The following is a 13,256-nucleotide window of genomic DNA, read 5'->3' as shown; positions in this document are numbered from 1 at the left end:
GCTCAGACCCTCTCTTCGGATTGCCGCGACAGGATGGCGCCGAACTCGGTGCCGAACGCCTCCAACCGCGCCGCGAAGCGTGACAGATCGAGGCTGATCTTGTTGTAGGCGAGCACCGCCGGGATCGCCGCCACCAGGCCGATGGCGGTGGCGAGCAGCGCCTCGGCGATGCCGGGGGCGACCACGCTCAGGTTGGTGTTGTGCATTGCCGCGATCGCCGAGAACGAATGCATGATGCCCCAGACCGTGCCGAACAGGCCGACGAAGGGCGCGACCGACCCCACCGAGGCGAGGAAGATCATCCAGCGCTCCAGCCGTTCCATCTCGCGGGTGACGGTGATCGCCATCGCCCGGTCGACCCGCTCCTGCACACTGCCGCGGCTGAGATCCGCCCCCTTCACCCGGGCAGAGCGTCGCCATTCGCCCATCGCCGCGCCAAACACCGCGGCGACCGGGTGCCCCGGCTTGGCGCCGTCGGTCTCGTAGAGGTCGTCGAGGCTGCCGCCGGACCAGAACCGGTCCTCGAAGCTGCTGGCCTGGCGGTTGGCCCGGCGCACCGACATCGTCTTCTCGAAGATGATCGCCCAGACCCAGACGCTGGCCGCGACCAGGCCGAGCATCACCAGCTTGACAACGAACGACGCCTGCACGAACAGACCCCACAGCGACAGGTCCCCGGTGGCCGCGGCCCCGAGATTCATCGCATCAACCGCGCGATCCAAATGCGTCTCCCCTACGTGATAGCCGCGCCTGCATAGCGACCCCAGGCCGCTTCAAGAAACAAATTGTTCGGCGGCGTCGCTGACCAGCCCGCCGAGCACGCCGCGCCAGAGCGGCGGGATGCGCGCCGGCTTGTTGTCGGCGACGCGAATGCAGGCCAGCGTCACCTCAAGGTCGGCGGCGACCGTGCCCTCGCAGGTGATCGACTGACGCAGCCGGCAGCGCGCCCCGCCGAGCGACTGCAGCCAGGTGGTCACCCGCACCAGCTCGTCCAGACGCACCGGCCGGCGATAGGCGATCCTGAGCGCCGAGACGAAGAAGCCCAGGCCGAAATTGTCGAGCAGGTCCGACACCGGCGCGCCGAGCGAGCGCATCGCCTCGGTACGGCCACGCTCGGCGAACGCCAGGTATTTCGCGTGATACATGACGCCGCCGGCATCGGTATCCTCGTAATAGACCCGGAACTCCGCGTCGTGTCGTGGCATGGCTCAGCCTTCTTCCAGCAGATCGAGCTGGCCCGGCTGCACCGGCGGGGGCACCAGCCCGAGATGGCGCCAGCCGAGCTCGCCCAGCATGCGGCCACGGCTGGTGCGCAACACCAGGCCCTCTTGGATCAGGAACGGCTCGACCACGTCCTCCAGCGTATCGCGCGCCTCCGACAGGGCCGCGGCCAGGGTCTCGATCCCGACCGGTCCGCCGCGATGATGTTCGGCGATGCGTCGCAAATAGCGTCGATCCATCGCATCGAGGCCGAGCGCGTCCACCTCCAGCCGCGACAGCGCCGCATCAGCGAGCGACCGGTCGACCGGGCCCGACGCGCTGCGGCCGACAGTGGCAAAATCGCGCACGCGTCGCAACAATCGGCCCGCGATTCGCGGCGTGCCGCGCGAGCGACGCGCGATCTCCTCCGCCGCCTCGCCGGTCAGCGCGAAACGCAGCAACTCCGCCCCGCGCGAGACGATCAGACGCAGCTCCTCGGCGGTGTAGAACACCAGACGCAGCGGGATGCCGAAGCGGTCGCGCAACGGGGTCGCCAGCAATCCGGCCCGCGTCGTCGCCGCCACCAGGGTGAACGGCGAGAGATCGATCCGCACGGAGCGCGCCGCCGGACCCTCGCCGATGATCAGGTCGAGCTGGAAATCCTCCATGGCCGGATACAGCACCTCCTCGATGGCCGGCTGCAACCGGTGGATTTCGTCGATGAACAGCACGTCGCGCGGCTGCAGGTTGGTCAGCAGGGCGGCGAGGTCGCCGGCGCGCTGGATCACCGGCCCGGAGGTCGCGCGAAACCCCACACCAAGCTCGCGCGCGACGATCTGCGCCAGCGTGGTCTTGCCGAGCCCGGGTGGCCCGTGCAGCAGAACATGATCCAGCGCCTCACCCCGTCCCCGCGCCGCCTGGATAAAGACAGACAGGTTCTCACGGCTGGCTTTCTGGCCGATGAATTCGCCGAGATGTTGCGGCCGCAGACTGGCCTCGCCGGCATCCTCCTCCACCCGCCTGGAGTCCACCGCACGTCCGCTCAAGAGGCCGCTCGTTGGGCAAGCTCGCGCAGACTATCGCGGATGACGTTGTTGAGGTCGGCGCCAGCCCCGAGCCGTTCGAGCACCGCGACGACCACCGGCGACGCCTCCTGCCTGCGGAAGCCCAGGCCCGACAGCGCCGCCAGCGCATCCGACTCAATGCCGCCGCCAGGCATCCCCGCCAGCATCATTGGCCCAACCTGCATCCCACCCGCTCTTTCGCGCAACTCGCTCAGCAGCCGGTCGGCTATACGCGCCCCCACTCCCGGCAGACGGGTCAGGCTCGCGCGGTCGTGGGTGGCAATCACACCCGCAAGGTCGCGCGGCGACAGCCCGGACAGCACCGCGAGTGCGAGCTTCGCCCCCACCCCCTGCACCGTCGTCAAGAGGCGGAACCAGTCGCGCTCGGCCGCATCGGCAAAGCCATACAGCAGGATCGCATCCTCGCGCACCACCGTCTCAACGAGCACCCGCACCTCCTCCGGCGGCCGAGCCAGGGCGGCGATCGTGCGGGTGCTGGCCTGGATTAGGTAGCCGACGCCGCGCACGTCGATGATGCAGCGGTCTGCTTCGATCTGCGCCGCGACGCCGGTGAGTTGCGCGATCATGCCATACGGGCGCCGGCGGCGACGCGCAGCAGCGAGGCCCGGTGATGCGCATGGCAGATCGCCACCGCCAGCGCGTCCGACGCATCGGCGCGGCGGAGCATCGCACCCGGCAGCAGCCGTCCCACCATCATCGCGACCTGCTCCTTGCTCGCCGCCCCGGTGCCGACGACGGCGCGCTTGACCGCCATCGCGCCATACTCGGCAACCACGATCCCGGCCAGCGCCGGCGCCAGCAGGGCAACACCGCGGGCATAGCCGAGCTTGAGCGTGGCGGCACCGTTGCGATTGACATAGGTCTCCTCGACCGCCGCCTCGCGCGGCGCGAAACGCACGAACAACGCCTGCAGCCCGTCATGCAACGCCCGCAAGCGGTCCGGCACGCTGTCGGTGCTGTCGGTGGCGAGCACGCCATCCGCGACGTGCCGAAGATGATTGCCGCTCGATTCCAGCACCCCCCAGCCGGTGAAACGCAGGCCCGGATCGATCCCGATGATCCGGGTCAGTCGGAAGGCTCCGCCGCGTCCGGCAAATCGTAGTTCGTATGGACCGACTGCACGTCGTCATTGTCCTCAAGCGCTTCGATCAGCCTGAGCATCGCCGCACCCCCTTTCTCGTCCAGGCCGACCCGCATCGCCGGGCGCCACGCGATCGCGGCCGACTCCGCCGGCCCGAAGCGCGCCTCCAGGGCGTCGCACACCGCGAAGTAGGACTCCACTTCGCAGGTCACCTCATGCCCCTCCGCTTCATCCTTGGTCGCCTCATCCGCCCCGGCCTCGATCGCGGCCTCCAGCATCTCGTCCTCCGACGCGACGCCTTCGGCATAGCGGATCGCGCCGAGTCGGGTGAATAGGAACGCAACCGAGTTCGGCTCGCCCAGCGTGCCGCCATGCTTGGAGAAGGCGGCGCGCACGTCCGAGGCGGTCCGGTTGCGATTGTCGGTCAGCGCCTCGACGATCACCGCCGCCCCGCCCGGCCCGTAGCCCTCGTAGCGCACCTCGACGTAATCGTCCGATGCACTCGCCCCGGCCGCCTTCCTGACCGCGCGGTCGATGGTGTCCTTGGGCATGTTCATCTGCCGCGCCGCCACCAGGGCTGCGCGCAGACGCGGATTGGCGGCCGCATCCGGCAGTCCGGAGCGCGCCGCCACCGTAATCTCGCGGATCACCTTGGCGAACTGCCGCGCCCGGCGCGCATCCTGCGCGCCCTTGCGATGCATGATGTTCTTGAACTGCGAATGTCCGGCCATCAGGGTGTCTCCGCACCGTAGATGTCGAGATCCAGTCGCAAGCCCCGCGTTCCGATCCGGGCCAGCGTATGCGCTTCCAAGCTAAGCCCCTGATTGTCGTTAGAGAGGAACAGTCCGCAGAACAGCCTGCCTTTATAGCGACTGCAGAGATGGCTCCAGACTGCAAGGTCAGAGGTGCACAAATCCAGCAACGTCGTGATCTGATTGTCCAGATCCCCATCGCAGGACGTGTCAGTCCGAAGCAGCCAGGATCCGGTCCTCCAGACACGCTCGGAATTCTGCGGGTCGCCCTTGCGTGTTGTCCTGGAAGGCTGACAGTTCAGCGCGGCCGTGAGCGCGTCAGGCTCAAGATCGTCGCCGTGGAAGCTCAACGTTACACGCGTCCTGGCAACCGGACCCATCGCGACTCCTGCAACGTGTTACCCGTCCTGTTCAGCCTGCCTTGCCGTGGCAGTGCTTGTATTTGCGTCCCGAGCCGCATGGGCAGGTGGCGTTGCGCGGGGTTTCGGGATAGGCGGCAAGCGTCGTTTGCGCCGGCTCCATGACGTCCGACAGCACGGCCGCACCGGCGGTTTCCAGGGCCATCGCCGGTTCGCGCACGAACTCGAACTCTCCCATCCCGGGGAACGGGTCGGCCATGAACTCTGGCGGCGCGAACGCGGCGGGCTCCGGAGCCGGTCCGAGTTCGACACGGGCCAGCATCGATGTCACCCGCTCGCGCATCTCGTCGAGCATGACGTGGAACAGCTTGAAGGCCTCGCGCTTGTATTCGTTCAGCGGATCCTTCTGCGCATAGGCGCGCAGACCGATGCCTTGGCGGAGCTGGTCGAGCAGCAGCAGATGCTCTTTCCAGACGGAATCCAGCGTGGTCAGCAGCAACTGCTTTTCGATGTATTGCATCACCCCGTCGCCGAAAGTGGCTGCTTTTGCCGCCATCGCCGCATCCGCCGCCGCCTGCGCGCGCTCGGTGACGCTTTGCGCGTCCATGCCGTCCTCGCGCGCCCATTCGGCGATCGGCAAATTGAGTGCCAGCAACCGGTTGAGGTCCTCGGCGAGCGCGTCGCTCTCCCATTGCTCGGCGAAGGCGCGCTCGGGAATGCGCGCCGCGACCAGGCCCTCGATCAGCTCGTGCCGCATCTGGGTGATGGTCTCGGTGACGTCGTCCGCAGCCATGAAGGCGCGGCGCTGCGCATAGACCTCGCGGCGCTGGTCGTTCATCACGTCGTCATATTTCAGCAGGTTCTTGCGTGTGTCGAAGTTGCGCGCCTCGACCTTCTTCTGCGCCTTTTCCAGCGCCCGGTTGATCCAGGGATGGACGATCGCCTCGCCCTCCTTCAGCCCCAGCCGCTGCAGCATCCCCGACATCCGCTCGGAGCCGAAGATGCGCATCAGGTCGTCTTCCAGAGACAGGAAGAAGCGTGAGGCGCCGGGATCGCCCTGACGGCCGGAGCGCCCGCGGAGCTGGTTGTCGATGCGCCGGCTCTCATGGCGTTCGGTGCCGATCACGAACAGGCCGCCGGCGGTCTTAACGTCCTCGTGCCAGATCGTCACCTGGTCGCGCAATGCCGCCTCGCGCGCCACCCGCTCGACCTCGTCGGCGATGTCACTGAGCTCCTGCTTCACCCGCATTTCGGGATTGCCGCCGAGTTTGATGTCGGTACCGCGCCCGGCCATGTTGGTGGCGATCGTAATCGCACCCGGAGCCCCGGCCTGGGCGATGATCGTCGCCTCCATCTCGTGGAAGCGCGCATTCAAGACGTTATGCTTCACCCCGCGCTTGTTGAGCAGCTCGGACAGCATCTCGCTTTTCTCGATGCTGGTGGTGCCGACCAGGATTGGCTGGCCCTTGGCATGGGTCTCCTCGATCAGCGTGCCGACGGCTGCGAACTTCTCGCGCGCGTTCAGATAGACCTCGTCGTCGCCATCCTTGCGGATGACCGGCACGTTGGTCGGGATTTCGACCGCGTCCAGCTTGTAGATCTCGGCGAACTCGTCGGCCTCGGTCATCGCCGTGCCGGTCATGCCGGAGAGCTTGGGATAGAGCCGGAAATAGTTCTGGAAGGTGATCGAGGCGAGCGTCTGGTTCTCCTGCTGGATTTCGACATGCTCCTTGGCTTCGAGCGCCTGGTGCAGCCCGTCGGAGTAGCGCCGGCCGTCCATCATCCGGCCGGTGAACTCGTCGATGATGATCACCTTGTCCTGGCGCACGATGTAGTCGACGTCGCGCGCGAAGAGCGTGTGCGCGCGTAAGGATTGCTGCACGTGATGCACGACCGCGATGTTGGACACGTCATACAGCGCGCCCTCGGTGACGATGCCGGCCTCGACCAGCATCTCCTCGACCTTCTCCGAGCCGGCGTCGGTCAGGATCACGCTGCGGAATTTCTCGTCCTTCTCATAGACCGCGGGGTCGCGGACCAGCGTTTTGACCAGCTCGTCGACCCGACGATACAGGTCGGAGCTGTCCTCCGCCGGCCCCGAGATGATCAGCGGCGTGCGCGCCTCGTCGATCAGGATGGAGTCCACCTCGTCGACGATGCCGTAGTTGAACGGCCGCTGGACCATGTCCTCGAGCCGGTACTTCATGTTGTCGCGCAGATAGTCGAAGCCGAACTCGTTGTTGGTGCCGTAGGTAACATCCGCCTGGTAGGCGGCCTGGCGCTCGGGGTCGGACAGGTTGGGCACGATGACGCCAACGGTCAGGCCGAGGAAGCCATAGAGCACCCCCATCTCCTCGGCGTCGCGACGGGCCAGGTAGTCATTCACCGTCACCACATGCACACCGCGGCCGGACAGCGCGTTGAGATAGACCGGCAGGGTGGCGACCAGGGTCTTGCCCTCGCCGGTGCGCATCTCGGCGATGCGGCCGGAATGCAGCACCATGCCGCCGATCAGCTGCACGTCGAAATGCCGCATGCCGAGCACCCGGCGCGATGCCTCGCGCACCACCGCGAAGGCTTCGGGGAGCAACGCATCCAGGCTCGTGCCTTCGGCGATACGCGAGCGGAACTCGTCCGTCCGGGATGCCAGGGCGGCGTCGCCCAAAGCCCGCAAGCGGGTCTCATGGGCGGCGATCTCCGGCACCCGGCGCCTGTAAGACTTCAGCGAGCGGTCATTGGCGGAACCAAACAGGCTGCGTGCGAGCGTTGCGAACATCAGGGCTTTCCGGCGGCGGCAGGGCCACGGAGGCGCGGGCCATGTCCAGGGACGAGCGGCCTTGAGATAAGACCCGCACCCGCCCGGGTCAACAAAAGCCGCTCGCCTTGCCGGGGGTGACGGGTTCCGCCATAACCGCCCGCAACTCGAATATTAAGGTCTCTCATTCATGCGGCTTTCCAGCCCGGCCGCGGCTCTGGCCGCTGTCCTGCTCACCGTCTCCCCGCTCGTCCTGGGCCACGCGGCCATGGCGCAAATTGCCCCCAAGAGTGCTCCGAACGCAGATCATGCCGCCGGCAAGACGAAGCCGACCAATCCGAATCCAGTGATCGCGAGCGTCAACGGCGAGCCGATCCACCTGGACGACGTGCGTGTCGCCGCCCAATCGCTGCCCGAGCAGGCACGCAGTCTGCCGCCGAACATGCTGTTTCCGATGGTTGTCAACCAGGTCATCGACGAGAAGGCACTGCTGATCGCCGCCCACAACGAGGGGCTGCAGAAGGATCCGCAGGTGAAGCAGGTCATGCAGTCGGCCGCCGACAGCGCGTTGCAGAACGTCTATCTCACACGCAAGATCGGCCCCGAGGTGAACGACGACGCGGTGCAGGCGCTCTATGCCAAGACCGTCGCCAGCAAGCCCGGCGAGGAGGAGGTGCATGCGCGCCATATTCTCGTCCCCACCGAAGCGCAGGCCAAGTCTGTCATCAAGAAGCTCGATGCCGGCGCCGATTTCGCCAAGCTCGCAACCAGCCTTTCCACCGACAAGGCGTCGGCGGCACAGAACGGCGGCGACCTCGGCTGGTTCAAGCGCGGCGACATGCTGCCGGCCTTCTCGGATGCAGCCTTTTCCCTGAAACCGGGCCAGACCACGCAAAAGCCGGTGCACACGCAATATGGCTGGCACGTGATCCAGGTGCTCGGCACGCGCACGGCGCCGCCGCCGCCGTTCGCCACCGTCAAGGACCAGCTCCGCCAGCAACTGATCCAGCAGAAGGTCCGCGGCGTCGTGCAGACCGCCCTCGCCGACGTCAAGGTGGTGCGCTACAAGCCCGACGGCAGCAAGGTGACCGCCGCGGACGAGACGCCGCCGGCCGGCGCGGCACCCAAGACGCACTAGGCCAAGGCGCACCAGGCCAAGGCGCACCAGGGTCGTGCCCGCCGCCGTCTCGCCGCTCGCGCGGCCGTTCCCGGCGATGCAGCCGATGCGCGGCGTGCGCCTGGCAACGACCGCGGCGGGAATACGCTACCGCGACCGCCCCGACCTGCTGCTGGCGGCATTCGCGACCGGCACGCGCGTCGCCGGCGTTTTCACCCGCAACCGCTGCCCTGGGGCACCGGTCGATTGGTGCCGAGCGGCGCTGGCCGGCGGCACCGCCCGCGGCCTCGTGGTCAATGCCGGCAACGCCAATGTCTTTACCGGCCAGGCCGGCATCGCCGCGACCAGCGCCACCGCCGCCTGCGCCTCCACCCTGCTCGGCTGCCTACCCTCGGAGGTGTTCCTCGCCTCCACCGGCGTGATCGGCGAGGTGCTGCCGCACGAGAAGATCACCTCCGCACTGCCCGACCTGCACGCAGCCCTCGACGAAGACGGCTGGGGCCCCGCAGCCCGCGCCATCATGACCACCGATACCTTCCCAAAGGGTGGCGTCCGCACCGCAACTCTCGGCGGCACGACCGTGCGGATCCAGGGCGTCGCCAAGGGTAGCGGCATGATCGCCCCCGACATGGCCACCATGCTGTGCTTCGTCGCGACAGACGCGGCTCTCCCCGCGGCACTCCTGCAGACGCTGCTGGCAGACGGCGTCGCCCGCAGCTTCAACCGCACCACCGTGGATTCCGACAGCTCCACCAGCGACACCGTGCTGCTGTTCGCAACCGGCGCCGCCGGCAACACTCCGGTCGAGACCGCACCGGCCCTCGCCGAGTTCGCCGCCGCCCTCGATGCCGTGCTGCTCGAGCTGGCGTTGCTGGTCGTGCGCGACGGCGAAGGGGCGAGCAAGCTGATCCAGATCGACGTGCGCGGCGCGGTCTCCGACGAGTCCGGCCGCAAGGTCGCGCTGTCGGTCGCGAACTCGCCGCTGGTGAAGACCGCAATCGGCGGCGAGGACGCGAACTGGGGCCGCATTGTCATGGCGGTCGGCAAGAGCGGCGAGCCCGCCGACCGCGACCTGTTATCAGTCGCGATCGGCGGCACCTGGATGGCGCGCCAAGGCAGCGTCGTCCCCGGCTACGACGAAGCCCCGGTGGTCGCCCACGTCAAAGGCCGCGAGGTAGAAATCACCATCGATCTCGGCCTCGGCGACGGCGCCAGCACCGCCTGGACCTGCGACCTGACGCATGGCTACATCGACATCAACGGCAGCTACCGCAGCTGATTTCAACCTTGTCCCCGGCCGGACTACTCGACTTCCGTTCCCTGCACCGTCAGGTTCGTTGCGTTCTCGCCAATGTTACCCAGGTAAAACTTCAAGCCACCATTTGCCTTCCACTCGAATCGGCATGGACTGCCTTGATCACCTGCGCAGGATAATAAATCTGGATACATCCTGCAAGCTTCTTCGCTTCCCAAACGGAATTTTTTGCGTTTTCTGTCTTGTCTACTGGAAGATCTCCAGCGATTTCCTTGACCAGGAGAACGCATAGCGTTCGACGTAGAACCATTTGAGCCTACCGATGAAGCAACGAATTTCACGGTGACTTGATAAATCCAACCAGGCTGATACCGAACATCCTCCGCTGTAACTAAATTTTTTTTACACTGACCCGTGTGCAGGAAGACTGTGCTCAGCCGAGCACGTAGCAGTCAACGAGTGGACATGGTCACGGCGCGAACTTGCTTCGATCTCTCAACACGTGTTCGAAATCCATTGTCCGCTCGAAAATCAAGTCGATCTTACAATCAGCCCAAATCAGGGGTTCGGCGCTCCTGACCTGCCCGACTTCTTCGGACCACGGTTAAGTGGAAAGACTGGCCCTCTGCTGCTGCCCTTGCCCCAGCCGGGGCGGTGATAGGACGGGCCGGGACGCGGAGGCCCCACATACCGCAGCGTCCCGGCCCGTCCTAACACGGGGCGCTGTCGTCGCCAGACCGGCCACAAATGCGGCCGGAGTTCGATAGCCAAGGCTCGAATGCGGTCGCACCTCGTTGTAGTGCCGGCGCCAGCTTTCGATCAAAACCCGAGCCTCGGCCCGCGAGCGGAACCACTCCATGTTCAGGCATTCGTCGCGGAACTTGCCATTGAAGCTCTCGCAGACGCCATTCTGCCACGGCTTGCCCGGATCGATCAGCGCTGTTCCGATCTTCTGCTTGCTGATCCACTTCATCAGCGCCTTCGAGACGAACTCCGGGCCGTTGTCCGACCTCAGAAACCGAGGTGCACCGCGCTCGCTCACCAGCCGCGACAACACCTCGATCACACGCGTCGACCGTAGCCGGGCGTCGACCGTGATCGCCAACGCTTCCTTGGTGAACTCGTCGGTCACCGTCAGACACTTGAGCTGCTGGCCGCTCGCGCAGCGATCGAACACGAAATCATACGACCACACCTCGTTCGCCGAACCAGGTGCCAGCGGCCGGGGTCGCGACGACGCAATCCGCTTGCCAGGCCCCTTGCGCGGCACCTGCAACCTGGCTGATCGCCACAGACGATGCGCGCGGCTGGCGCTCATCACCTCGCCCTCGCGGGCCAGGAACACGCGGATCCGGCGATAGCCATAGCGTGGATAGGTCGCCGATAGCGCCTTCATCTGCTTCACCACCCCCTCGTCCTTCACCGCCATGCGGCTCGTGTAGTCCAGCGCTGACCGCGCCACCGAGAACAGCGTGCAAGCCTGCCGCAGCGAGAGACCCCGCTCACGGCCATACGCCACCTGCCGGCGTCGAGCCTGCACGCTCACCAGTTTTTTTCCGCAACTTCCTTCATCACCTCGATCTCGAGATCGCGCTCGGCCACCAGCTTCTTCAGCCGGCCGTTCTCGACCTCGAGCTGGCGAAGGCGCCGGACACCCTCCGACTTCAGGTCTCCAAAACGCTTGCGCCAAGTGTAGATCGTCTGCTCGCTGACACCATGCCGCTTCGCGACATCCGACACCGCCTCCCGGTCCGACTCGCGGACAATCCCCACGACCTGCTCATCCGTAAATCTCGACTTGCGCATTGCCCCCTCCATCGAGGGGCCAGTCTGTCACATAATCCGTGGTCCGAAATTCCGGGAGCAGGCCACTCCCGCCTCCGGCCAACCAACTCCCTTGTAGCGCGCACTCCTTATAGACGTAATCCTTCCAGGCTTTTTGACTCACCTTCAAGTCTTGAGCCAGATCTTGCCTTAAAGAGGCGACCTTTTGATAGGCTATGGACAATTTCCTTGATAAATCCGCTATCTCGGCAGTGTTACATTCCTCTACGGAAGGAGTGTTCCCGCCCGCTTGGAGCAAACAGGCTTTATATTCCGGCAGCTCATTAACCACCATGATGCTTGTATTTTGGTCGGCGAGACATTGGCTGGTGGATGTAACAACAAAAATCGCTATAAATAGAACCAGTTTGCGAGCAGGTTCTGTTAGGGCGCGCTCACAGTAACCTCTCTTTACGACAAGCGATGTCATGGCACCACCTGCATTTGCTTCTCTCCATTATTCGAGCTGTAGGCCAGATGCTGCTATGGCGCGACCTTGTCTGGATACCGTAGCGCATTATCAAAATCTCTCGTCCGCTCATAGACCAAGTCAATTTTACAGCCGGTCCACTCCAAGCCTTCACCGCTTCCGCCGCCTGCCAACCAATGCGCTCGAAACGAGCACTCCGCATTGACGTAACTCTCCCAAGCCTTTTCACTCGACTTTAAGTCGCGCTCCCAGTCGCCCCTCAACGAGGCGACCCTGCGGTATGCACCAGATAGTTTTTTTATGAGATCTGCAAGTTCCGCGTTGGAACACTCTTCAAGAGCAAGAGTGTTCGATCCCGCTCGGCCGATACAGGCCTTGTACTCCGGGTTCTCGTTCAACACACGATTGTCAGTGGCATGTTGCGCGAGGCACCGAGTATCAAAAGTCAGCAACAGCGCCGCAAACAATGCCAGCTTCCACGCAGAGCTTACGATGACATGGTCAAGCCAACGTCTATTTGCGAAAATTGGCATCTTGTTTTTACCTGTTCGTTTTCTCAACCATTATGGCCATGACGGGAGGATACTGCCCTGAGCCGATGGATGCTTGTTTCATGATTACGTCTCAGCCCCAAACAAATAGGCCGCGAGAGACCACCTGTTTGTTGTATAAGAGGAACGATAGCACTGTGATTGTCACCACGCAACCTGCGCGGCGCGGCGCTCGGCTTCAGCGCCATCGACGGCCGCGCATGTCTCGAAGTGGACACGCGCGCAATCAACGCGATAAGGTCCCGCCATGGCGAACGTCTTCGACTAGGTGCCGCCGACCACGCGTCCTGAGCGGGTATGGGGATATGCCGGGTTTTGGTGGCGGGTGCTGGCCTGGGCGATTGATAGCCTGATCCTGTCCGCGGCCGACCTTCTGTTAGAGGCGGCAGCGGGCGATGGGCCGCTCTGGAACGGCGATATGGGACAGCGCCGCGGCGGCCTGTTGCACGTCAGTGATGTGGTCGTGACAAACGCCTGGACGCTGCCGCCGCCGAGTTGGCTAAGCCTCGTGCTGTTCCTGATACAGGCGGGCTATTTCGCCCTGCTCGAATCCTCGCGTTGGCAGGCGACGATCGGCAAGCGCGTCTGTCGCCTGCGCGTGACCGGCCTAGACGGCGGCCGGATAAGCCTGCCGCGCGCCATCGGCCGTTACTTCGCCAAGTTCCTCTCTGCCCTTATCCTATGCATCGGCTTCCTGATGGTTGGATGGACCCGGCGCAAGCAGGGACTGCACGACATCCTCGCAGAGACCCTGGTGGTGCGACTACAACCACCGCCCGGTCTGGTCCGGTTCAATCCGCCGCCCGTATCATAGTCAGAACGACTTGCGTATCGCCGCCACCTTGAT

13 protein-coding genes and 1 pseudogene are annotated in these 13,256 nt (G+C 65.1%); 3 read left to right on the top strand and 11 right to left on the bottom strand.

The genetic code is table 11. The annotated features are described in order from the left end of the window. Window positions 1–2: 2 nt before the first annotated feature. The 8 genes from tolQ to secA all read right to left on the bottom strand — a co-directional run bounded on the left by tolQ (window position 3) and on the right by secA (window position 7,253). Window positions 3–701, bottom strand: coding sequence for a protein TolQ (tolQ, locus tag ACQY4K_RS16995; RefSeq protein ID WP_428396186.1), 699 nt, complete (start codon window positions 699–701; stop codon window positions 3–5). A gap of 72 nt (window positions 702–773) precedes the next feature. Beyond that, window positions 774–1,205 carry a YbgC/FadM family acyl-CoA thioesterase gene (locus ACQY4K_RS16990; RefSeq protein ID WP_428391382.1) on the bottom strand — a complete coding sequence of 144 codons (432 nt, stop codon included), beginning with the start codon at window positions 1,203–1,205 and terminating at the stop codon, window positions 774–776. A 3-nt stretch (window positions 1,206–1,208) separates the two neighbouring features. Continuing rightward, complete coding sequence (ruvB, locus tag ACQY4K_RS16985) at window positions 1,209–2,246, bottom strand: Holliday junction branch migration DNA helicase RuvB (RefSeq protein ID WP_428391381.1); 1,038 nt, start codon at window positions 2,244–2,246, stop codon at window positions 1,209–1,211. Continuing rightward, window positions 2,243–2,851: a Holliday junction branch migration protein RuvA gene (gene ruvA / locus ACQY4K_RS16980; protein WP_428391380.1), complete on the bottom strand. Its 609-nt coding sequence runs from the start codon at window positions 2,849–2,851 to the stop codon at window positions 2,243–2,245. The genes ruvB and ruvA overlap by 4 nt, the downstream gene beginning before the upstream one ends. Beyond that, on the bottom strand, window positions 2,848–3,354 hold the full coding sequence (ruvC, locus tag ACQY4K_RS16975; RefSeq protein ID WP_428396184.1) for a crossover junction endodeoxyribonuclease RuvC: 507 nt from the start codon (window positions 3,352–3,354) through the stop codon (window positions 2,848–2,850). The genes ruvA and ruvC overlap by 4 nt, the downstream gene beginning before the upstream one ends. Continuing rightward, complete coding sequence (locus ACQY4K_RS16970; RefSeq protein ID WP_428391379.1) at window positions 3,351–4,097, bottom strand: YebC/PmpR family DNA-binding transcriptional regulator; 747 nt, start codon at window positions 4,095–4,097, stop codon at window positions 3,351–3,353. Before ACQY4K_RS16970 ends, ruvC begins: the two co-directional genes overlap by 4 nt. Then, window positions 4,097–4,468, bottom strand: a complete 372-nt coding sequence (locus ACQY4K_RS16965) for a DUF4279 domain-containing protein (protein WP_428391378.1) — start codon at window positions 4,466–4,468, stop codon at window positions 4,097–4,099. Before ACQY4K_RS16965 ends, ACQY4K_RS16970 begins: the two co-directional genes overlap by 1 nt. Window positions 4,469–4,529: 61 nt before the next feature. Further along, window positions 4,530–7,253 carry a preprotein translocase subunit SecA gene (gene secA / locus ACQY4K_RS16960; RefSeq protein WP_428391377.1) on the bottom strand — a complete coding sequence of 908 codons (2,724 nt, stop codon included), beginning with the start codon at window positions 7,251–7,253 and terminating at the stop codon, window positions 4,530–4,532. Window positions 7,254–7,422: 169 nt separating this feature from the next. Between secA and ACQY4K_RS16955 the strand changes: the two genes are divergently transcribed. Together ACQY4K_RS16955 and argJ are read left to right on the top strand one after the other, a co-directional pair. Then, complete coding sequence (locus ACQY4K_RS16955) at window positions 7,423–8,370, top strand: peptidylprolyl isomerase (RefSeq protein ID WP_428391376.1); 948 nt, start codon at window positions 7,423–7,425, stop codon at window positions 8,368–8,370. 76 nt (window positions 8,371–8,446) lie between these two features. Continuing rightward, window positions 8,447–9,628: a bifunctional glutamate N-acetyltransferase/amino-acid acetyltransferase ArgJ gene (argJ, locus tag ACQY4K_RS16950; protein WP_428396182.1), complete on the top strand. Its 1,182-nt coding sequence runs from the start codon at window positions 8,447–8,449 to the stop codon at window positions 9,626–9,628. A 727-nt stretch (window positions 9,629–10,355) separates the two neighbouring features. Here argJ and ACQY4K_RS16945 read toward each other — a convergent pair. The 3 genes and pseudogenes from ACQY4K_RS16945 to ACQY4K_RS16935 form a co-directional block, all read right to left on the bottom strand. Beyond that, window positions 10,356–11,410 (bottom strand): annotated as a pseudogene (locus ACQY4K_RS16945) (IS3 family transposase); the annotation flags it as partial. Next, complete coding sequence (locus tag ACQY4K_RS16940; protein WP_428396180.1) at window positions 11,385–11,723, bottom strand: lysozyme inhibitor LprI family protein; 339 nt, start codon at window positions 11,721–11,723, stop codon at window positions 11,385–11,387. The gene ACQY4K_RS16940 and the pseudogene ACQY4K_RS16945, both read right to left, overlap by 26 nt. 188 nt (window positions 11,724–11,911) lie before the next feature. Further along, complete coding sequence (locus ACQY4K_RS16935; protein WP_428391375.1) at window positions 11,912–12,391, bottom strand: lysozyme inhibitor LprI family protein; 480 nt, start codon at window positions 12,389–12,391, stop codon at window positions 11,912–11,914. Between the two features lie 286 nt (window positions 12,392–12,677). Here ACQY4K_RS16935 and ACQY4K_RS16930 point away from each other — a divergent pair, with 286 nt between their 5' ends. Further along, on the top strand, window positions 12,678–13,223 hold the full coding sequence (locus tag ACQY4K_RS16930; RefSeq protein WP_428391374.1) for an RDD family protein: 546 nt from the start codon (window positions 12,678–12,680) through the stop codon (window positions 13,221–13,223). Window positions 13,224–13,256 lie beyond the last annotated feature (33 nt).

Origin of the sequence: Lichenicoccus sp. (assembly GCF_965276875.1) — a bacterium.
In the GTDB taxonomy this organism is placed as follows: Bacteria; Pseudomonadota; Alphaproteobacteria; order Acetobacterales; family Acetobacteraceae; genus Lichenicoccus.
Note: the sequence above shows the minus strand (reverse complement) of the source record. Positions and strands in the feature narration are given on the sequence as shown.

Coding starts and splice junctions, on each gene's coding strand:
- tolQ (WP_428396186.1), bottom strand. CDS start 701: ATGAATCTCGGGGCCGCGGCCACCGGGGACCTGTCGCTGTGGGGTCTG.
- ACQY4K_RS16990 (WP_428391382.1), bottom strand. CDS start 1,205: ATGCCACGACACGACGCGGAGTTCCGGGTCTATTACGAGGATACCGAT.
- ruvA (WP_428391380.1), bottom strand. CDS start 2,851: ATGATCGCGCAACTCACCGGCGTCGCGGCGCAGATCGAAGCAGACCGC.
- ACQY4K_RS16970 (WP_428391379.1), bottom strand. CDS start 4,097: ATGGCCGGACATTCGCAGTTCAAGAACATCATGCATCGCAAGGGCGCG.
- secA (WP_428391377.1), bottom strand. CDS start 7,253: ATGTTCGCAACGCTCGCACGCAGCCTGTTTGGTTCCGCCAATGACCGC.
- ACQY4K_RS16955 (WP_428391376.1), top strand. CDS start 7,423: ATGCGGCTTTCCAGCCCGGCCGCGGCTCTGGCCGCTGTCCTGCTCACC.
- argJ (WP_428396182.1), top strand. CDS start 8,447: ATGCAGCCGATGCGCGGCGTGCGCCTGGCAACGACCGCGGCGGGAATA.
- ACQY4K_RS16940 (WP_428396180.1), bottom strand. CDS start 11,723: ATGGTGGTTAATGAGCTGCCGGAATATAAAGCCTGTTTGCTCCAAGCG.
- ACQY4K_RS16935 (WP_428391375.1), bottom strand. CDS start 12,391: ATGCCAATTTTCGCAAATAGACGTTGGCTTGACCATGTCATCGTAAGC.